This window comes from Alteromonas sp. PRIM-21 (assembly GCF_027563165.1).
GTDB classification, from domain to species: Bacteria; Pseudomonadota; Gammaproteobacteria; order Enterobacterales; family Alteromonadaceae; genus Alteromonas; species Alteromonas macleodii_A.
On the sequence record NZ_JADOEK010000016.1, the window covers coordinates 11,459 to 32,688 of the forward strand.

A 21,230-nucleotide genomic window follows, 5' to 3' on the forward strand; every position below is an offset into this window, starting at 1 on the left:
ATATCCTACATATTGTCTTCTAGCGTCTTCAAATAGTCGTATATTTCTATTTGCGAACGAAGTTTTTTACGATTTCCCCTCGCAACGTACTTGTTGCTCTGATCCTTGTCAATCACTCGCGCTTTCAGGGTATCTTTAAATTGTAGTTCCATTATATCAACAATGCGCTGTTGAAGGCCTTTATCGTAAACCGGGCAGCCAACTTCTATGCGGTTGTCCATGTTTCGGGTCATCCAATCAGCAGATGAGATATACACTTTTCTCTCGCCGCCGCCTTCAAAAATCATCACGCGAGGGTGTTCAAGGAATCTATCAACGATAGAGATGATTTCGATGTTTTCACTTATTCCTTTTATTCCGGGATTAAGTGAGCACATACCACGCACAATACCGCGGATCTTTACCCCGGCTTGGCTTGCGCGATATAAATCATCAATAAGTTCTTTATCAACAAGGTTGTTAATCTTAAAGGTGATTTGGGCATCTTGGCCTTGATTCAGATGCTGAATTTCTTGACGAATTAACGACTGAATTTTGGTTCTGGCGTTTAAAGGTGATATCTGTAGGTGCTGGAATTTATAACGTCTATAAGGATATTGAATAAGATCAAATACCGCCACCCCTTCATTAGCCAATTCTTGATTGCGGGTGAATAAGCTGTAATCGGTATAAATTTTCGCGGTTTTCTCGTTGAAGTTACCCGTACCGAAATGTGCATAGTTCACCAAACTGCCCCGTTCTTCGCGAGTGACAATACACAGCTTGGAGTGAATTTTTAGGGTTGGCACGCCAAGGACCACACGAATGCCCGCATCTGTCATGCGCTTAGACCATTCAATGTTTGCTTCTTCGTCAAAGCGCGCACGAAGCTCTACGACTACGGTTACTTTTTTACCGTTATCTACCGCATCAATTAACGAGTTTATTATGCGCGAATTACGCGCCACCCGATAAATATTAATGCGTATGGTTTTAACGTTCGGGTCGAAAGCGGCCTGACGCACGAACTCAGTAAAGTGAAGGAAGCGGTGATACGGATAATACAACAGAATGTCCCGTGCGGTTATCGCATCAAATACCGTGTTGTGTTTAGAAAATGCCTTGCTGTCGATAGCGGGGAGCGGTGCGTGTTCAAGATAATCCCGCCCCACATTTGGAAAACCTATGAAGTCTTTAAAGTTGCGATAGTGCCCAGCAGCGTGCATGGTATCGAGCTTGGTAATTTTAAGGCGCTTGCGAAGATCTGTCTGCATATCTTCTGGCATGTCAGTGTCGTAGATAACACGCACAGGCTCAGCAATGAGACGCTGCTTCATGCTTTCTGACATTTTTTCAACGAAACTTTCGTCAATTTCTTCGTTAATCGAGTATTCCGCGTCGCGGGTCATTTTAAATGAAAACGCTTCAATTTCGTCAAATTTCACAAAACCGCGGAAAATATCTTCAATGCACAGCTGAATCATGTCATCGAGCATAACAATGCTCTTTTTCTTACGGCTTTTCTGCGGAGGGATCAGCATAAAGCGCGACATCTCAGAAGTGGGAACTTGAATAACGGCGAATTTAGGGTTGCGTTCTTTTCTACGTAACGCAACATACAAATAGACGGAGTTTCCGTTTAAGCGGCTTAGTAGATCTGTTTTCTTATCAATAAGAATAGGTGCAATATGGCGCAATGCTTTGTTGATAAAATAATTGCGTACCCACTGCTTCTGATAATCGTCTAAGTCATCTTTACGCAGGATATGAATATTGTAGCGAGCAAGGGTTTTGACGACGTCTTTATGGATTTGGTCAAATTTTTCAGAAAGCTGCACTACTTTCTTTTGTATTTGCGCCATAAGTTCGGTGAGGCGCTCTGCTTCTTCTTCGTTCCCGTCGTTTTGCGCAATAGTGATGAGGCGTTTAACATCTGCCGCACGTACCCGATAAAATTCATCAAGGTTATTAGAGTAAATACCAAGAAAGCGAATGCGTTCTATTGCAGGGTTATTCTTATCCGCGGCTTCTTGCAATACACGTTCGTTAAACGATAGCCAGCTTAGCTCTTTGGGATAATATAAAACGTCGTTATCCATAATGTCTCAATTCACGTTCATAAAAATGGTCAAAGACTGCCACCAGTCAGTGACACTACTGTGACAACACGTATTCTGGCACTAAAGCCTACATAATACGTTGCGGTGATTCCGTTACCTATGGGCATGATTCTGAGACACTGCGATAGTCCCTCGCGCAATCATGCCCCTATATTTATCGCGTTGCGGTAATATCTACGACTAAGTCGTTAGCTAACGACTCTAGTGCATCTTGTAATGCGCCGTCGTCGAAGTCTTCCGTTACCGCAATTTCAGCTTTTGCTTTGAAAATCAGGCTACCCCAGTTAGGCGCGCTTTCACAATGAGAAGCAAAAGTGAGAATATTTAAGTTAAACTGGTTAAGTACGGATGTTAGTTCCTGAACAATACCTGTCTTGTCATTGCCCATTACATCTACGGTTAGCTTAGTTGTGTTGTCATTTTTATTGCTTGCAACAGCAACAGATTGAACAGACAAGTCTTTGATGGCGTCTAGCGAATCTACTAAACCTTGCTTATTTTCATCGGCAACATGTACTTCTACAAAGCCGGTAAACATACCCGCCATATGCGCAAAGCTTGACCCTTGCCAGTTGCCTTCATGCTTATATACACACTTAGCGAGTGCGTCTACCAAACCAGGCTTGTCTTTACCCATGATGCTGATAACCAGTGATTGCATGCAAAGCTCCTTATTGGGCGTGTAGAGAAAAACTTTGATCGTCTTCCTGTAGGGTAATACCATAAGCGCCGAGTAGGTTGCGCGAAGGTAATGCTATAAACTTTTGCTTGCTATTAGCATAACAAAACTTACACTGCTCACCAGTGCAATTTAGGGTTATTCTTCTTAAAAAAGAAGAATTTCGAAAATAAAAATGACTAAACAGCCCCATGACTTTCGACAGCAACAGCACAAACAAAAAACGCCAGCGTAGAGATAGTTGGTCGCGCTATGTAGTGACGGGCTTTGGCGGCCTTGTTTTGTTGACCCTGGTTATTCTTATTACCCATCTCATAAGCCAAGCGCTCCCCCTAGCTTACACTCCTACCTTACATCATCAGTTAAGTGTTGAAACACCAGACAATGAAAAGGTGATAAGTGCAGGTGACATTATCAATAGCCAGCCTATGCTGGTTAGAAAATCAGACTGTCGATTAGGTCTTAAATTGCTCCAAGGCAAAGATCTGGTAAGTAACCACGAATATATTCGTCCATGCGAGCATAGATTGTCGGCTCACAGCGTGATGGGGGAGAATTATATTGTCGACGTTTCTCCCAACGCGCAGGTACGGGTCTTACCGGTAAGGTCTTTTAACTTGGCAGGTAGTAAGGCAGTGGATATTGCCACTAATGCACCCCAAACAGCCCTATCGAATAGCATTACGTTCGCGCTTCCCAAAGATGAGTGGAATAAGCGCAGTAGCTGGAGCATGGCATTGTCTTCTAAGTGGGCTGTAGCCTCTATCGCTCAAGACGACAGCTTTTTCATTCGCTGGGTAAATCGGCATCGCCCTACGCAGGTGGTAGATAAACGTTTTTACAATATAGACAGACTAGTGTTGTTACCGGGCAGCGAAAGTGTGTTGCTTCAAGTAGATGACGCCCTTTACCTTAACCGGCTTAATGATAAAGGCGCTTTACTGCTTCCTATCGCGGGAGGCATATCCGGGTCATTAGATGAAACAATTATTTTTCCTTTAGCTAAAGACCGCACCTTCTTCCTAATGGATTCAGAAAATCAAACATTGACCCGCTGGGTGCTCAGTAAAAGTGAAAAAGGTCTCACCTTTGAGCAAACTTATCAGATAGCGGTTCCGGGTGAAAAAGTAAAAGCGGTAACAGAGCACGCCAGTATGAACTTAGTGGCTGTGCTAACTGACAAAGCACGTGTATTGCTAGTAAATAGGGTGTCTGGCGATGTGGTGGCTTCTCAACAAATAGAACGCACCGCTGATAATATCATTTGGTATGGGAATAAGCTTTACAGCTACTCTGACAACACCTTGTCGGTGTGGGAGGGCAAGCATTTAAGTGGTATTACTACGTGGGCATCGCTTTTTGAACCTCAGCACTACGAGGGATATGAAACGGAAGAAACTGTATGGCAAACTACCAGTGCCTCTGACTTTCAAGAGGCAAAATTCAGCTTAACCCCCCTTTTAATAGGCAGTATCAAAGCGTCTCTTTTAGCGCTGCTTATAGCTATACCTGTTGCTATCGGCGCTGCAATTTACACCGCGTTCTTCGCTAAAAACCGATTGCGCAACATTGTTAAACCTGCCATCGAGCTCCTTGAAGCTATTCCCAGTGTTCTTATCGGTTTTATCGCGGCCATTTGGTTATCACCAAAGGCTGAGCAGTTTTTATTCTCTTTTGCCTTTTTTCTTATTGTTATTCCCTTCGTACTTATCGCGGTTGCTTTAGTGCAGCGCCCCGTTGCAGAACATTTACCAAAGAAGTTTAGGCATGGTGCAGAACTGTTTTTTGCGATCAGTGGCGTGTTTCTTTTAGGTTTTGTCAGTGTGGAATATGCGCCATCGCTCATCTTCTCGTTGATGGGGGTTGATGGTTTTACGTTGCTAGCGGCAGAATCAGATAGTCCTATTGGAAAAACGACCATAGTGGTAGCCCTAGCGTTGGGGGTAGCTATTTCACCCAGTATTTACTCGCTAGCTGAAGATGCCATCAATGGCGTGCCTCACGACTTAAAACATGCTTCATTCGCATTGGGAGCGACCCGGCTACAAACTTTGCTGTATGTTGTGCTACATGTTGCCCTACCAGGTATTGTTGCCGCAATAATGTTAGGCTTCGGGCGCGCGTTTGGCGAAACTATGATAGTACTTATGGTAACGGGGAATACGCCAATCTCCAGCTGGGGGCTCATAGAAGGTTTGCGAGCACTCACTGCTAACTTGGCAATTGAACTTCCTGAGGCTGATGTTTCATCAGCGCATTACCAAATTTTATTCTTCACGGCGTGCATTTTGTTTGTGTTTACCTTCATAGTAAACACCATAGCAGAGCTATTGCGACAGCGTATAAGAAGAAGGGCGTACTATGGCTAATCAAGCATCTTTTGGATTAAATCCAGTCCAACGTCAATCGCTAGTCATTAGTTTAACCGCCTTTTTCACTAGTCTATTGCTGATCGCGCTGGTAAGTGTACTTATACTGATTAGTTTTCGCGGTACCGCTTATTTTTGGCCAGAGCCTATTTACACGGTAAAGGGCGAATATCAAGACGGCTCCACGTTCTCAGTTCTTGCGAACCTCTTTGATGAGCCATCAAATAACGACATTACCCTTAAGTATTCGGATGCTCAGCATCCTTATGGTTTTCAAGTTCAGTTATCCCGCGGCCAGGTGAGTGACACGCGACTTGCTAAAGAGAGCGCTGAAATTAAGCTGATAGATGGTAGGCGTATTTTATCGGTACCTGAGTATATCGTTGTACCGTCTAAGCCACCGCAAACCCTAGATAATATTGATACAGTAATAGAAGAAGTAGCACAGATTAGTGCACAAATTGAAGCGCTCAATACTCGTCATCTTGCGCCTATACATGAAGCGCTTTCGCAATTTGATAAACGTAACGTAGTAGAAGATGCGCCGGCAAGAGAGCGCTTAGTTGCTTCATTTAATGAATACCAAAAACGAGTAGAGGCGCTGGAAAAAACACGGGCTGAATATACCTTGCTGGTGAGTTTTGCAGACGGTGCGCCCTTTGTTATCCCCATTTCAAGCATTCAAGATGTGGATTTCGTAAGCCGTTTAAGTACATTCGAAAAATGGCAGGTAGTGTTTTCAGAAATTGGCGTGTTTCTAACCGATTCCCCTAAGCAAGCTAATACTTCTGGCGGCGTATTCCCCGCCTTGTTTGGCACTGTCCTCATGGTTTTTTTAATGACCATAATTGTGACGCCTTTTGGTGTGCTAGCGGCTATTTACCTAAGTGAATATGCGCCCAATACCGCGCTAACTACCATTATTCGTGTGAGCGTAAGTAATATGGCGGGGGTACCCTCTATAGTATACGGGGTATTCGGACTTGGTTTCTTCGTTTATACCCTAGGTGGCAGTATTGATGAGCTATTGTTTAGCGAAACACTACCCGCGCCAACCATGGGCAGTCCAGGTGTGTTTTGGGCGGCGTTGACCATGGCAATTTTGACTTTGCCTGTAGTTATTGTTGCTACAGAAGAAGGCTTGCGCCGTGTACCAGAAGGGTTGAAAGCAGGCAGCTACGCATTAGGTGCAACTAAAATTGAAACCATAGTGCGCACCGTTTTGCCTATTGCGTCTCCTGGCATTATGACTGGCGTAATTTTAGCTATTGCAAGGGCGGCAGGAGAAGTTGCTCCTTTAATGCTTGTAGGGGCGGTTAAGTTTGCGCCAACGCTGCCCATAGACGGTGAATTTCCTTATCTTCATCTTGATAGACAGTTTATGCATTTGGGTGTGCTTATTTATGACGGTGCTTTCCACAGCCAAACCGATGGGAAAAGTGCAAGTATGATGTTTGCCGCCTGCTTGCTTTTACTCGTCGTGGTCTTTGTATTAAACATACTGGCAGTGGTACTTAGAGCGCGCCTGCGCAAACGCTATATCAAAGGATAATACAGGTTTTATAACATGTTGAAGTTGTTTGAACACAATACGCTAAACGTTAATGATATTAGTGAAGCACAAACTGCAGTTGAGGTGAAAAACCTCAATTTATGGTTTGGTAATAAGCATGTGTTAAATGACATCAGCATGCGAATACCCAAAAACAAAATTACGGCGTTAATTGGTCAAAGTGGTTGCGGCAAATCAACGCTAATAAGTTGTTTTAATCGCCTTAACGACTTGTATGACGGCTGTAAGTATGAGGGCGAAATTATAATAGACGGTCGAAATATCAATAGCCGTAAAGTAAACGTATCGCGCCTTAGATCTAATGTAGGTATGGTATTTCAGCGCCCGAATCCATTCCCTATGAGCATATATGAAAACGTGTGTTACGGGCTCAAGCTTCAAGGGGTGAAGGTTCGCCGACACTTAGACGATGCCGTTGAAGGCGCATTAAAACAAGCTGCATTGTGGGATGAAGTAAAAGATCGCTTATTTGAATCTGCCCATGTTCTATCTGGTGGACAGCAGCAGCGCTTAGTGATTGCCAGAGCGTTTGCGTTAAAACCTGACATACTTCTGTTAGATGAGCCCACGTCAGCGCTTGACCCTTTAACCACACTCTTTATTGAAGAGCTGATGGACTCGCTGAAAAAGCAGTGCACCATTATTATTGTGACGCACAACATGCAACAAGCAGCGCGGGTAAGCGACTATACCGCCTTTTTCCATCAGGGGAGGCTGATAGAGTATGCCGACAGCGATACTCTGTTTACTATGCCGGTTAAAAAGCAAACGGAAGACTACATTACGGGTCGATATGGATAATCAGAAGTGAGTGTTTGTTCATATAAGGAATTTTGCATCGATACTGTGTTTCATCGCAGCTCTTTTGACTGCTTTGAGGGCAAAGCGATTTGTCAGATCGAGCAAACGGAAATGATTAGCACTTTAATCAAATGCTACTTACCAAGCTTAAGCCGCGAGGAGAAATTGCCATGCGACAAGTAGCCTTAAATACGCACATCTCTGGTACGTTTAATATTGAGTTAGAAAACTTGCGTAACTCGGTATTGACCATGGGCGGTGAAGTTGAACAGCAGCTGGTGGATACCTTAAAAGCGGTAAAGCACAACCATGCCGCACTGGCTGAAAAAGTGGTGTTAAATGATTTAAAAATTAACTCCATGGAAATTCAAATTGACGAAGAGTGCTTGCGCATTATTGCCAAACGTCATCCTACCGCCAGTGATCTGCGTTTAATTATGACCATTTCAAAAGCCATTACCGATATAGAAAGAATGGGTGATGAGATTGAACGTATTGCCAAATTAGTAACGCGCAATAAGCTGCCAAGCTCAGATACCATTAAAAGTAGCATGTTGCTTATTGGTGAGAGGGTAGCGGCTATGATGCGTGGCACATTCGACGCCTTTGCCCGTCAGGATGAAGCAGCGGCACTAGAAGTGTACGACCAAGACAACCGCATTGACAGTGAGTATAAGCGGTTATTGTCCTACACCACGTCAGAAATGCAGAAAAGTACAGACGATATGCAGGATTGGCTGGATGTTTTATGGGCAATGCGTTCGTTAGAACGCATTGGGGATAGATGTAAAAACGTGTGTGAATATGTGGTTTATCTTACTCGCGGTACAGATGTAAGGCATACGCCGCTGGAAAACATGCAGCAAAAACTGGAAGATTTGACGTAATCCTGTCCAAATGGTCAGTATTATTTTGCGTAACGGTATTTAAATATGGATGTTTGCGAAATTTATTTGTCATAAAACTGCAATATTTGGTGAATTTATCATCGCATTCAAATAATTCCGTATACTTTTATCGTTTTTCAGTGATTTTCGCTATGGCTTCTATGACGATTACGTTATCATGCGCCGCAGCCAAGAACAGATCGTGCAAAATTTAATCGAACCTTATGATAAAACACAATTTGTCTTTAACTTCTTTCTCTAACCCTTGGGGTGAAGAGATCATGCTACTTACTCAAGTAGCGTCCAGCCTAAATCGCGTTTAGATCGGGAGCGATTATCCGTGGAATTTTTTGAAAGTTATGGCCTAATTCTTATAATCCTTGCCGCCGGCGTTGGTTTCGTCATGGCATGGGGTATTGGAGCGAATGACGTTGCCAACGCAATGGGTACGTCAGTGGGTTCTAAAGCTTTAACCATAAAACAAGCCATTATCATTGCAATGATATTTGAGTTTGCTGGCGCCTACCTAGCAGGTGGCGAAGTAACGTCTACCATTCGAAAAGGGATTATCGACTCAACCTTTTTTATAGACATACCTGAATACCTAGTATTAGGCATGATCTCGTCACTACTTGCGGCTGGAATATGGCTAGCGGTAGCGTCTTGGTTGGGATGGCCTGTATCTACAACGCACTCTATTATTGGTGCCATCATCGGCTTTACGGCAACTGGCGTCAGTATGGACGCAGTGGCGTGGGATAAAGTGGGTGGTATTGTAGGTAGTTGGGTAGTAACACCGGCTATATCGGGCATCATTGCTTACCTTATCTTTATGAGCGCTCACAAGCTCATCTTCCAAACCGCTTCTCCGTTTGCCAATGCCAAGCGTTATGTGCCGTTTTATATGGCATTAGCGGGCTTTGTTATGTCCCTTGTCACTATTAAGAAGGGGCTTAAGCACGTAGGCTTGGAACTTAGTGCTGTCAACGGTTATTTGCTAGCAATTGGCATAGCTGTAGCACTGGGTTTCTTGGGTAAATGGTTTATAGGCCGTATGAAATTCAGCGGTTCTGAAGATGCAGACTTACAGGCAGCAAACGTTGAAAAAGTATTTGCTCTGCTTATGGTAGTAACTGCGTGCTGTATGGCATTCGCCCACGGCTCTAATGACGTAGCTAACGCAATTGGCCCTCTTGCGGCTGTAGTAAGTGTTGTTACCAGTGGTGGCGAGATTAACTCAAGCGCCACATTGGCTTGGTGGATTTTACCACTAGGCGGTTTAGGTATTGTTGCAGGTCTTGCTTTATTTGGTCATCGCGTTATTAAAACCATCGGCCAAGGTATTACACATTTAACGCCAAGCCGTGGCTTCGCCGCAGAACTTGCCGCAGCGTGTACGGTAGTTATTGCATCAGGTACTGGTTTGCCTATTTCAACTACGCAAACGTTAGTGGGTGCAGTTTTAGGTGTAGGTTTGGCACGTGGTGTATCTGCACTGAACCTAGGTATTGTTAGGAATATCGTTGTGTCTTGGGTTGTGACCTTGCCAGCAGGTGCGCTGCTTTCAATTATCTTCTTCTTTATACTGAAGGCAGCATTTGGTGTAGCTTAGTAAGCTTACCTTATTGTTATATGCAAAAAGGCCGCGCTTCAATGAAGCGCGGCCTTTTTAGTTTAAATCGATAGTTAATTAACCTTATCAATCTCGTGAGATTGGCGATTCAAATCCTCTTGGTTTAACACCTACCACAGCACACTTTAACTGGTGAATAGTTTCTTCGGCAGTATCACCCATGATGTAACCAGGCACGCCAAGGCGAGATACTGTGCCCATAACGATTACATCGGTATCTAACGATGTGGTTGTAGCTGCAATTTCTCGACGCGGGTAACCATGCACAATATGGTTCTTAGGCTGTAAGTATTCCCAGACATTGTCGTCGAGTTCATCAGAAAGTTCAGAAAGTAGCTTCTCTAATTCCTGTTCACGCTCAGCGTGAATTTTCGCTAGGTCAGTTTCCATTCTGTCGTTATCGACAGTAATAAAGCCATCTCGGGCTATATTTTCCGGTACTGCATCAAATACGTGAACAATATGTAGTTGAGCAAATTCTAATAAGGCTATTTGGCTTGCGTGTCGCAGTATATCCCGGTTAAGGTCGCGTCTTATTGAAACCTCGTGGTTCGGGTAGTGATAGTTAAGATCTAGTGCGGCTACTACGTTCTTGTATTGGCTGCGAGGTTTGTGGTTTATCACCCATAAAGGGCAGGGGCATTTGCGAAACAGCTGCATATCCAAACTGCCAAACAGTTTATCTAAAAAGCTCTCTTCTGCTCGCTTTATAACTAAGTCGATATTGTTATTCATTACATAGCGAACGATATCAATTAACGGGTGCCCCACTGTTACTGCTGTCGACACTTCATATTGTTTACTCCAGCTTTCAGCCTGCTGCTTCAACCAAAGCTGGGCTTGAGTTTCCATGGTTTGCTGAGAGTCCACGTATGAGAATGACTCCATGACCATACTCGCATTAGGCGGGAGTGATTCGAGAGAAAGCATAATGGTAAGCGAGGCTTGGTGAGCTTTGGCGATATGCAGTGCTTGAGCAACTGTGTCATCTTGACGATGTGAGTCGCTCAACACACATAAAATGTTTTTATAATGTCCTTTCATACTGCCCTCAATAGTGGTTCGCTTAATTGATTGAATGATACAAGAGCGGGTCTTACTTCGCTGTAAAAATATGTGGTAATTAACGCACTTCTTTAATCCTAACGTTACTTATAGGGGCTTTCCAGTTGGGAATGACAAATTCTTAAAAGCTTCTTATAGAAGGAAGCAGGCAGCTAATATACAAACGCGGTGTTAAATAATAACTTGTAAGGGTGGTTAACCGTAAGCAACAGCCCTAGGCTGCATTTAATCTTTATGTTAGATTAATCCAATATTTTCTAATCCCTTTTTAATCATTGTGAGATATCCATGAAATGGCCTAATCTTAAGCACCTGCACTATTTGGTGACGCTACATCAAGAGCAACATTTTCATCGTGCTGCCCAGCGCTGTAATGTAAGTCAGTCAACACTGAGTACGGCCATTCAGAACCTAGAAGAACACTTTGGAAGCCAGCTTCTGGAACGTGAACACAAAACGTTTGTGTTTACTTCACTGGGTTTAGATATTGTTGAGCGCAGTAAGGTGCTACTCCAAGAAGCCGGTGAGCTAGTTGAATACGCGCAAAATGCGGGTAACTGGCAGCGAGGCACGTTAAAGCTAGGTGTTATACCAACCATCGCGCCGTTTTTATTTGAAGGTATGATGGGCGCGTTTTCTACTTTTCTACCTGAAATCAATCTAGAAATGCAGGAAGACACTACAGAGAAGTTACTACAGCAGTTAACCGACGGTAGGTTAGATTTACTGATCTTAGCGCTGCCAATGGATACCCCTGGGTGTAAACAAATGGTTTTGGGGCACGACCCGTTTCACCTTATCGCTCATGAAGATATGGCCGAGCAACTGCCTAACCCTGTGGATATTTCGAACTTGCCTAAAAAGAGTATTTTTCTACTTCAGCAAGAGCACTGTATGACAGGGCACGCCGTAAGCGCGTGTAACCTTCAGCATAGCGACCAGATTAGCAGCGTGGCAGCAAGCAGTCTGTACACCTTGGTGCAATTGGCGAATAGCAAAATGGGATACACTTTTTTACCTGAACTCGCGATCAATCAATCCATTCTTGAGCACACTGGCCTTAAAAGCTTCCCAGCAGAAGAACAGGGGTTTAGAGAGATTGGATTAGTATGGCGTTCAGGCACAACACGTATGCAGCTGTTTCGTCGTATTGGTGAAATCATCTCGCCTTTGCTGCCAAAGCCCACATTGAAATAGTTTTTGTCTAACAGCACGCGCGGCTTAATATTTTTATCGCCGCGCGTTTTTGATGGTCTACATTTTAGGTGCGATATGCCCTAATTCTGCAGCCCATGTGAGTTCTGATCTTTTAAGATTATTTGCCGCACTAGCGCCAAAGCTGTGCAGCGCATTGTAAGCGCTGTTTGATGGAACACGACAATAGTGGCAAAGTGCGTAGAACAAAAGACTACAGCGGTGTTGTGAACCGTCGCAGTGTAAATATATTTTAGCCCCCTCAGTCAGCATTTGAGACAACTCATGAAGGTATTGATGTAGATGTACATCTTCGGTGGGAGACTCAGAAGACGGGTGTAAAAAAGGAACCCATAACCACTCTAACCCGGCCGCAATCGAACGGTCCCGAATAACCGGTGCATTTTCTTCACTGGTCTGCACCGTAGCGATGTGAGTTACGCCAAGTGATTTAAGTCTTTCAAAATCACTTTCAACAGGTTTTTTACCAAGGCATATATGCCCGGCGCGCAAAGAAAACCACGCGATATTCGGTTTTTCTGTTGTACTGACTTCTTTTTTCTCAGCTTCTTGCATAGCTGCGTTATCTAAAACCTTTTGTTAAACGACGAAATAATAAATAGAAAAGTAATGGCAACTGCATCCGCCAATTACGAATAAATGCCAAATTGCATGGGTATACTTTACCTTTTTTGCCACATAAAAGCACACGCCTACGCTGAAACACAGCCCACCTGCTACCAGTAACCAGAGTCCAGCGCCTGGCAAGGCGACATAGAGTGGGTAAATAAGACCTAGAGCAATCCATCCCATTAATAGGTAGGTCATTACCGACACTTTTGGAAACCTATGCTGAGCGATAAGTTTAAACGCGACGCCACCTATCGCTAAGCTCCAAATGATAGCGGTCATGGTAATACCTAAGACGCCACCAATTGAAACCAATAGTAAAGGTGTGTAAGTACCTGCTATCAATAGATAGATTGCACTGTGGTCGAATAACTTAAGCCACCCCTTAGCTTTTTGGTGCGAAATTGCATGGTAAAGCGTGGAGCTTAAAAAAACGAGAATGAGGGTAGAGCCGTAAATGGCGGCTGTGGTTAGCGCTAATGTATTTTCAGCGCGGTACAGCATAAATATTAAACCCACGATAGCCGCTATAAAGCCAATACCGTGAGTAATACTATTCAACCACTCTTCTAAAACAGAGTAGGCTTTGGCAGAAATAGCTTTTGTTTGTTCCTTTACGTCTGTCATCACGTTTCCTGTTTTGTAATCAGTAGAAATATGCGCACCTCTTAATTATCTATCGACATATCTTGGACAATTATAGCGCACACTTGTTCGCTGAATATGAAAATATTAACAGAAAACGCCAATAGTCTGGTGACAATAAGATTACAAAGGGACTTATAAATCGGTGTTTTCGAAGCAGCCGCCCAATTTATCAAGAAGGTGTTTTAATGTTCTACTTTCTTCTGTACTCATACCATTGAACTTGCAAAGCATTTGCGCGGGGACGTCTTCTGCTAGGGCTTTCTGTTCCTTACCCATTTCTGTCAGTTGTACACGTTTAACGCGTTTGTCGACCTCATCTTTAATCACGACTAAAAAGCCCTTTTCTTCTAGCTTTTTTAAGATCAAAGACATGGCTCCACCGTCAATCACTGTTTTTTCAAGAAGCTCAGCAATAGTGATGTCATCGGTTTCCCACAGGGCCATTAAGGTTACGTATTGAGGGTAGGTGATATCTAATGCTTTAAGAAGTGGACGATAAGCGCGAGTGAATGCATTCGACAGCGTATAAAAACGATGACAAAGCTGATTTTCCAACTTTAATAATTCTGACATGACACTTAACCCTTATTGTTACTAGTCTCTGAATACCATTTATATTTTGCATACAAAGTACTTGATCCGCAACTGGGTTCGGTGTTAATTTACTTTGCATGCAAAGTAAATTAACAGTTCATTATTGAGGAGAGCAACTATGCATAAGCTTCAACAAGTCGTTTATACCGGAACCGCAACAGCAACCGGCGGACGCGAAGGTACAGCAAAATCCAACGATGGTAATTTAAACCTTAAATTGTCTACGCCTAAAGCGCTGGGTGGCGCTGGCGGTGAAGGTACTAACCCTGAGCAAATGTTTGCGGCAGGCTATTCAGCGTGTTTCATTGGTGCGTTAAAGCATGTGGCAGCATCGCAAAAGATAAAGCTAGCTGATGACATTAGCGTAACGGGTGACGTTTCAATTGGCCCTATCGAGCAAGGCTTTGCTATTGCGGTTAAACTAACCGTAGATTTAGGTGATATGGATAAAGCACAAGCACAAAGCTTAGTCGACACTGCCCATCAGGTATGCCCATATTCAAATGCTACTCGTGGCAATATTGAAGTAGAAATTAGCCTAGCCTAATTTCACTTCAATTGGTTTAGATGTTAAGGCGAATAAACACAGATAATAACGCCCGCCGCAGCGGGCGTGCTTATTGAATTAGATTCGCCAGTCATATAACAGCTTGATACACTAATTTAGTATCAATCATTCTTTAGGAAGTTATATGAAAAAGTACGGATTACTGGCTACGTTCTTGTGCGCGCCTGCGTTATTCGCGTGCAGTGACAATAGCAATGTAGACACAGCAACAGAAGCAAAACAACAAGCCGCTAATGTAAGCGCAAACGCTACAGACGAGAATGCGAATGTGGAAAAACGGGCTGATGCAGCCATTGCTTCTGGCGTAGATTACCACTCATTTGCGAACCCAAGTGAAGTCAAGGTTACCCACTTAAACCTAAATTTAACCGCTAACTTTGAGACCAAGCAGCTTGTTGGTGACGTAACTCTTGATATAAAGCGCACAAAGCCTGAAAACAATACACTAATCCTAGATACCCGCGCTCTAGACATTAAAAGTGTAACCGTTGAAGGTGAAAGTGTTCCCTTTGAAATGGGAGAGACGGACGCGGATTTAGGTACGCCGCTTAGAATTACACTGCCTAGCGAGGCAGACTCGGTGACGGTAGCGTATTCAACCTCGCCTGACGCGTCTGGCGTACAATGGCTAACGCCTGCGCAAACTGCGGGTAAAAAGCACCCGTTCCTGTTCACTCAAGCACAAGCAGTGCATGCGCGAAGCTTTATTCCGCTTCAAGATTCTCCACAAGTACGGGTAACTTATGACGCAACCATTAAAACACCTGAAGCGCTATTGGCGGTGATGAGTGCATCGAACGACCCTACCACTGCGCGCGATGGGGAATATGAGTTCACCATGCCGCAACCTATCCCTTCGTATCTTATTGCGTTAGCAATAGGTGATTTGAAATTTAAAGCCATGGGGGAGCGTACGGGTGTGTATGCAGAGCCCGCCCTTCTTGAAAGCGCCGCAAAAGAATTTGAAGATACCGAAGCCATGTTGGAGGTAACTGAAGAAACGTATGGTCCTTATCAGTGGGACCGTTACGACCTTCTTATACTCCCGCCGTCGTTCCCGTTTGGCGGTATGGAAAACCCTCGTTTGTCGTTCATCACGCCGACGGTTATCGCAGGTGATAAGAGCTTGGTGTCGTTAATAGCTCACGAACTGGCACACAGCTGGTCTGGTAACACCGTTACTAATGCTACATGGCGCGACCTTTGGTTAAACGAAGGCTTCACGACCTATTTAACCTACCGCATTATGGAGATGATCTACGGCCATGATCGCTTCAAGAAAGAAGCCGTGCTGGGTTATCAAGATTTAGAGAACGATATTGCAGCCCTAGATGAGAATGATGAAATCCTTGCCATCGATCTTCGAGGCCGTAACCCAGACGACGTTTTCTCCAATATTCCCTACGAAAAAGGCGCTCTTTTCCTACGTGAAATTGAAAAAAAGATTGGTCGCGAAAACTTTGACGCATTTTTAATGCAATACTTCAAAGACTTTGCTTTTAAGAGTATTACCACCGATACATTTATCGCCTACTTAGACGATACGTTATTGAAGCAGTACCCAGATAAGCTAGACGCAGAGCGAATTCATACTTGGATCTTTGAGCCTGGTATTCCAAAAGGCGCACCGCAGCCAGAATCTGATGCTTTCACTAAAATCGATGAAACACGAAGCGCGTGGCTTTCAGGCGATGTGAAAGCCGCGGATATTGAAACAGCACAGTGGACTGTACATGAGTGGTTATATTTCTTAAACAACATGCCTGAAACGTTAAGCAAAGCTCAGCTAGCTGAACTTGATTCAGCATTTTCATTAACCTCGACGAAAAACAACGAAATTGCGCATAGCTGGTTGATGATCGCGGTAGAAAATAACTATCAGCCTGCGTTTGAACGTTTGTATAGTTACCTGGTTTCGATTGGTCGAAATAAACTGGTTAAGCCGCTTTATCGAGAGCTTTCGAAAACGCCAGAAGGCAAAGCGTTTGCAAAGCGCGCTTTTGAAGAAGCCAAATCGGGCTACCACCCACTTACGGTGAAAGCGAATGAAGGCTATGTGAATTGATCATCAGTCGTTCTGTTAAGTTAGTAACAATTAAAGCAGCGCATTAGGCGCTGCTTTTTTATTTCTACTAAGAGTAAAACTCATATATAAAAATTGAACGATTGTTCAAAAAGGCGATCTTAAAGTTAAGACAAGCGTACTAACGTTACCTAGTGCCGTTTACCTAGTGTAGTTCAAGTGCAGCTGAGCTGCTTATTTGCTAGCCGCACGCTGAAGGATTTGAATTAATCGTTAAGGAGTTTTTATGTATACACAAAAGATGCACCCAGCTACTACTTTTCCTGAAGTAAAGGCAACGCTATCAACTGGCGAAACTATATCGCTAGCTGACAAGGGCGAAGGATGTGACTGGAAGATGGTGGTTGTCTATCGTGGTAAGCACTGCCCGATTTGCACCAAATACTTAAACAAACTTGAAGATTTTACGGGTCGACTACGCGAGCTTAATATTGATGTTGTTGCTGTAAGCGGCGACAGTAAAGCGCAGCTTGAAGAGCATTTAGACGATTTGTCGATAAACTTTCCTATTGCATACGGATTGTCGCAAAGTGATATGGAAAAGCTAGGTCTGTATATTTCTGAGCCACGTTCAGAAAAAGAAACGGATCATAATTTTGCAGAACCAGCATTGTTTGTGCTTAACGGTGATAACGAAATTCATATTGCTGAAATTGCTAATGCGCCTTTTGTTCGCCCTGATCTAGAGCAACTAGTATCTGGACTAGAGTTTATTCGCAACCCTGAGAATAATTACCCTATTCGCGGTACGTACAAAAGCTAAATATGAAAAACCAGAGTTGGGTATATGTTGCCTAACTCTGGTTAAACGAGAAAATTAGTCTTATTAAATTTACTCTCTTTATCTTTCGGAAGAAAAATTGACTGTTTTATCTCACTGGTAGCGCTTTTTCTTCATATCATTGCTTTAAACTTTCTTCATCCGCTCTTTATCAGCATCACGCTGTTGCTTTAAAGCCTCTTTACGCGCCTCACGTTCGTTTTTTAAGTATTCTTTTTCAGCTTCACGCTGATCTTTTATCGCTTCTCTACGCGCCTCACGTTCGTTTTTCAAACGCTCTTTCTCGGCTTCACGCTGATCTTTTATCGCTTCTCTACGCGCCTCACGTTCGTTTTTCAAACGCTCTTTCTCGGCTTCACGTTGATCCTTTATTGCTTCTCTACGCGCCTCACGTTCGTTTTTCAAACGCTCTTTCTCGGCTTCACGTTGATCCTTAATGGCTTCTTTACGCGCCTCACGTTCGTTTTTCAAACGCTCTTTCTCGGCTTCACGTTGATCCTTAATGGCTTCTTTACGTGCCTCCCGTTCTGCTTTCAGACGCTCTTTTTCGGCTTCACGCTCGTGCTCAATTTCTTCTTGATACTTTGGTTCTTGAGCCATCGCTGCTGTTGACGCTAGCCCAATAAAGCTTATGGCGATAAAAATAATTGCTAAATGTTTTTGCATGTCTACATCCTCTTTAACGCTTCTGTAACCCAAATTTGGAAGATGTTACGATACACCGTTTTATATGAACTGTAGCTTAACCTTTAGTTGATTGAGGTATGTCTAGTCTTAGTAAAAGTTATAAACTAAAAAAATATATTATCTTTAAACAGTAAGTGGAGTTATTACCTAAACACTTTTAACTGTTAAAGCGACCGAAGCTAGCTTCTGCTTGAAGTGTTCGACCTCAACGCTAGGAAGTTTTATTTCCATAAATACACTGCTGCTGTAATTGCACGACGCTATTGTGCCTATTGCTTGCTCAGTAAGATGACGTACAAACTGTTCGTGTTTAAAGTCGATGGTTACATATAGAGTCTCTAAACGTAATTCTTCTCTGGTTTCTAAGGCATCTATCGCTTGTTGCGCCGCTGCGGAATAGGCTCTAACTAAGCCTCCTGCACCTAACTTAACACCACCAAAATATCGGGTAACAATGATCATGATATCGCCAATATCTTTGTGTTGAAGTACATTTAATATGGGTTTTCCTGCTGTGCCGCTAGGTTCGCCGTCATCAGCCATGGCCGCACTACTTGGTGAGTTAGGGTTTCCAAAGATATAGGCCCAGCAGTGGTGTCTGGCGTCGGGGTACTGCTGTTTAACACTTTCCAAAAATGCCATTGCACTTTCACGAGAGTTGGCAAAGCCAGCACACGCAATGAATTTACTTTTTTTAATTTCGTACAGTGTTTCAACCTGCTTAGCGGGAACGGGATAAGTCATCGGCGCATTGTAAGCGAAGACAGTTTTTTATTTAAGTCAAATAAGTCAGGTTGATGATTTTATCGATAAGTAAAGGGGATTTTTGACTTTTGAATATTGCTTACTACTCGAAGTGGTCAAAAATACTACTATTTGGTGAATTATCTAGAACTGTGGTTTTTATTTTATGGTCAAAACGACTCGGTAAATTCTTGTTCGTCTATAAGTGTATGAATTTTATTGATTTTACAATTTTGGCCTAGTGTTTGTAATAGCAATGTTAGTTGTGAATGTGGCTAAGACGTAATGCCACAACAAGGTAACTTCGTCTCCAAAAGGAAATTATGCTATGAAATCACGTACCACTGCTATTGCTATCATTACTCTTACAACACTTTTCACTGGAAGTGCTTTTGCTTCCGTAAAATTTACTCCTACTGACGACTCGGTAACGTCTAACCTTTGCGTAACGGCGGCTTCGGGCAACGTATTGAAGTTGCACAATCAAATAAAAGACTCAGCATTAGGCAAAAAGTACGTTGCAAAAGAAATGACATGTAACGGATTAACAGTCTCTGCATTCGTCGATCAGTACGGTAATAACGCAGATAGTATTAAAAAATACCTGAATATTCACCAGCAGCATATCGCCAGTGTCGAATACAATAAATAGTACTGTCGAGGTAAGTTATTGCGCAATTAATAGACTTAAAAAAGTAAATACCATCGAGACTTAACAAGAAAGGGGCTATTGAATATCAATAGCCCCTTTGTATTTCTCACCAACGTTTCTTAACGCAATATACCCGAAACCGTTTCCGATACATTCAACGCACCTTTTTGAATTTCATCAATTATGCTTTGAACTTGCGCAATTTGCTGACTGTTTTGGTCCACGCTATCTTTTACTCCGGCCATCTTCTTCGTAGACTTGTCTGCAAGTTTCCTGTTCTCTGCAACCACGCTTTCTATTTCCACCGTCGAGTCGCTAGTGCGTTGTGCAAGCTGTCTAACTTCATCTGCAACCACGGCAAAACCTCTGCCTTGATCGCCAGCTCGTGCTGCTTCAATCGCCGCATTTAACGCTAACAGGTTGGTTTGCTCTGCAATACCACTAATGGTCGTAACAATGGTTTCAATCTTAAGCGACTGTTCACTGAGCTCGTGCATGAGTAGATTGGTTTCTTCAACTTCTGAAAGAGCAGCGTCGAAAGTCTCTACGCTGCGCTGTAAGGAAGAGGCACCATCAGCAGCAATCTGCGAGGTTTCTTCTGCTGTTGATACCGCTAACTCTGCCGCTTGAGCAATGGCATGTTTTTCGTTCACTGCGTCGGTAATATTTGAAGCAAATTTAATAACTTTAGTAACGCGACCTGAGGCATCGAAAACAGGGTTGTACGTTGCTTCTAACCACAACGTATTACCGTTAGCATCGACGCGTTCGAATTGACCTGAAGAGAAGTTGCCGCGAGCAAGGTTATCCCAGAAATTGGGATTATCTTGATAAAATTTATCTTTACAAAACATGCGGTGGTGTTTGCCCTGAATGTCAGACAAACTGTATTTTACTGTGGCAGTGAAGTTTTCATTCGCCGTGATGATTGTGCCGTCTGGTTCAAACTCGATAACTGCCATTGATTTGTTTAGTGCATCAGTGACTGCTTTACCTTCAAAGTACGCTTGTTCGTGCTCAGTAATATCGTGATAAATAGCGTGTATGTCCACGCTACCGTTTCTATTCACGGTAACATAGCTTGCTTTTAGCCATTTGGTTTCACCAAGTGCTGACTTTCTTGCAACCGTGTCGCTAAAACTGCCACCATTCACAAGTTGTTGCCAAAACGCTTTGTATTGAGACTCGGTTTCAATACCTTCCACACGCATTGCAGCATGGGAAAACGAAGCTACAGTGGAGTTTGGATAATTCAAAATGGAAAGTAATGCTTGAGAGGCATAGGTACACTGCCCATCTGTACTGTAGATGGCATAAGCCATATTATTTTTGAACGCATCCAGCGTACCAAGCAAACCTTGACTCTCATCCCTAAGAGCCGACATGTCATTATTGTATCGAGAGCTTGATACGAACATAACGTCTCCTGAAGTTATATGCATAGTTTTGAATAAGTGTAGTATAGATTATCTGTGTTGAAGAAATATTTCGTTTAGACATTAGGCGGGTTTCATGATCTAGGCATTATCCATTGGGCTTAATT

General features: G+C 43.3%; 19 protein-coding genes. 10 read left to right on the forward strand and 9 right to left on the reverse strand.

Features of this window, described 5'->3' with window-relative positions; genetic code table 11:
- Nucleotides 1–5: 5 nt before the first annotated feature.
- Nucleotides 6–2,078 carry a polyphosphate kinase 1 gene (ppk1, locus tag IW644_RS17675; RefSeq protein ID WP_269918699.1) on the reverse strand — a complete coding sequence of 691 codons (2,073 nt, stop codon included), beginning with the start codon at nt 2,076–2,078 and terminating at the stop codon, nt 6–8.
- 175 nt (nt 2,079–2,253) lie between these two features.
- A complete protein-coding gene (locus IW644_RS17680) occupies nt 2,254–2,760 on the reverse strand; it encodes a glycine cleavage system protein R (RefSeq protein WP_269918700.1) in 507 nt (168 codons plus the stop codon).
- A 209-nt stretch (nt 2,761–2,969) separates the two neighbouring features.
- Here IW644_RS17680 and IW644_RS17685 point away from each other — a divergent pair, with 209 nt between their 5' ends.
- The 5 genes from IW644_RS17685 (at nt 2,970) to IW644_RS17705 (ending at nt 10,020) form a co-directional block, all read left to right on the forward strand.
- A complete protein-coding gene (locus IW644_RS17685) occupies nt 2,970–5,147 on the forward strand; it encodes an ABC transporter permease subunit (RefSeq protein ID WP_269918701.1) in 2,178 nt (725 codons plus the stop codon).
- Nucleotides 5,140–6,699 (forward strand): phosphate ABC transporter permease PstA, encoded by a 1,560-nt coding sequence (gene pstA, locus IW644_RS17690; protein ID WP_269918702.1) that lies wholly within the window; start codon nt 5,140–5,142, stop codon nt 6,697–6,699. The genes IW644_RS17685 and pstA overlap by 8 nt, the downstream gene beginning before the upstream one ends.
- A 15-nt stretch (nt 6,700–6,714) precedes the next feature.
- Entirely contained in the window at nt 6,715–7,521 is an 807-nt protein-coding gene (pstB, locus tag IW644_RS17695; protein WP_269918703.1) for a phosphate ABC transporter ATP-binding protein PstB, read from the forward strand.
- Between the two features lie 170 nt (nt 7,522–7,691).
- Nucleotides 7,692–8,408, forward strand: a complete 717-nt coding sequence (gene phoU / locus IW644_RS17700; protein ID WP_014948403.1) for a phosphate signaling complex protein PhoU — start codon at nt 7,692–7,694, stop codon at nt 8,406–8,408.
- A gap of 340 nt (nt 8,409–8,748) precedes the next feature.
- A complete protein-coding gene (locus tag IW644_RS17705) occupies nt 8,749–10,020 on the forward strand; it encodes an inorganic phosphate transporter (protein ID WP_269918704.1) in 1,272 nt (423 codons plus the stop codon).
- A gap of 87 nt (nt 10,021–10,107) precedes the next feature.
- On the opposite strand, the gene IW644_RS17710 is transcribed toward IW644_RS17705, so the two are convergent.
- Entirely contained in the window at nt 10,108–11,085 is a 978-nt protein-coding gene (locus IW644_RS17710; protein WP_269918705.1) for a universal stress protein, read from the reverse strand.
- Between the two features lie 309 nt (nt 11,086–11,394).
- On the opposite strand from IW644_RS17710, the gene IW644_RS17715 reads away from it, so the two are divergent.
- On the forward strand, nt 11,395–12,303 hold the full coding sequence (locus IW644_RS17715) for a hydrogen peroxide-inducible genes activator (protein WP_269918706.1): 909 nt from the start codon (nt 11,395–11,397) through the stop codon (nt 12,301–12,303).
- A 57-nt stretch (nt 12,304–12,360) separates the two neighbouring features.
- On the opposite strand, the gene IW644_RS17720 is transcribed toward IW644_RS17715, so the two are convergent.
- From IW644_RS17720 to IW644_RS17730, 3 genes are all read right to left on the reverse strand, one after another.
- A complete protein-coding gene (locus IW644_RS17720; RefSeq protein ID WP_269918707.1) occupies nt 12,361–12,876 on the reverse strand; it encodes a hypothetical protein in 516 nt (171 codons plus the stop codon).
- A 24-nt stretch (nt 12,877–12,900) separates the two neighbouring features.
- A complete protein-coding gene (gene trhA / locus IW644_RS17725; protein ID WP_269918708.1) occupies nt 12,901–13,557 on the reverse strand; it encodes a PAQR family membrane homeostasis protein TrhA in 657 nt (218 codons plus the stop codon).
- Between the two features lie 153 nt (nt 13,558–13,710).
- Complete coding sequence (locus IW644_RS17730; protein ID WP_269918709.1) at nt 13,711–14,151, reverse strand: MarR family winged helix-turn-helix transcriptional regulator; 441 nt, start codon at nt 14,149–14,151, stop codon at nt 13,711–13,713.
- 139 nt (nt 14,152–14,290) lie between these two features.
- Here IW644_RS17730 and IW644_RS17735 point away from each other — a divergent pair, with 139 nt between their 5' ends.
- The 3 genes from IW644_RS17735 to IW644_RS17745 all read left to right on the forward strand — a co-directional run bounded on the left by IW644_RS17735 (nt 14,291) and on the right by IW644_RS17745 (nt 17,586).
- Nucleotides 14,291–14,719, forward strand: coding sequence for an organic hydroperoxide resistance protein (locus IW644_RS17735; RefSeq protein WP_269918710.1), 429 nt, complete (start codon nt 14,291–14,293; stop codon nt 14,717–14,719).
- Between the two features lie 145 nt (nt 14,720–14,864).
- On the forward strand, nt 14,865–16,805 hold the full coding sequence (locus IW644_RS17740) for a M1 family metallopeptidase (RefSeq protein ID WP_269918711.1): 1,941 nt from the start codon (nt 14,865–14,867) through the stop codon (nt 16,803–16,805).
- A 244-nt stretch (nt 16,806–17,049) separates the two neighbouring features.
- On the forward strand, nt 17,050–17,586 hold the full coding sequence (locus IW644_RS17745) for a redoxin domain-containing protein (RefSeq protein ID WP_269918712.1): 537 nt from the start codon (nt 17,050–17,052) through the stop codon (nt 17,584–17,586).
- Nucleotides 17,587–17,730: 144 nt separating this feature from the next.
- Here IW644_RS17745 and IW644_RS17750 read toward each other — a convergent pair whose 3' ends face one another.
- Both IW644_RS17750 and IW644_RS17755 read right to left on the reverse strand, forming a co-directional pair.
- Nucleotides 17,731–18,270 carry a hypothetical protein gene (locus tag IW644_RS17750; RefSeq protein ID WP_269918713.1) on the reverse strand — a complete coding sequence of 180 codons (540 nt, stop codon included), beginning with the start codon at nt 18,268–18,270 and terminating at the stop codon, nt 17,731–17,733.
- Nucleotides 18,271–18,438: 168 nt separating this feature from the next.
- On the reverse strand, nt 18,439–19,035 hold the full coding sequence (locus tag IW644_RS17755) for a YigZ family protein (protein WP_269918714.1): 597 nt from the start codon (nt 19,033–19,035) through the stop codon (nt 18,439–18,441).
- Between the two features lie 328 nt (nt 19,036–19,363).
- Between IW644_RS17755 and IW644_RS17760 the strand changes: the two genes are divergently transcribed.
- The gene (locus IW644_RS17760; RefSeq protein WP_179982493.1) at nt 19,364–19,687 is read left to right on the forward strand and encodes a DUF3718 domain-containing protein; all 324 of its coding nucleotides are present in this window, start codon (nt 19,364–19,366) and stop codon (nt 19,685–19,687) included.
- 119 nt (nt 19,688–19,806) lie between these two features.
- On the opposite strand, the gene IW644_RS17765 is transcribed toward IW644_RS17760, so the two are convergent.
- On the reverse strand, nt 19,807–21,105 hold the full coding sequence (locus IW644_RS17765; protein WP_269918715.1) for a PAS domain-containing methyl-accepting chemotaxis protein: 1,299 nt from the start codon (nt 21,103–21,105) through the stop codon (nt 19,807–19,809).
- Nucleotides 21,106–21,230: the final 125 nt, after the last annotated feature.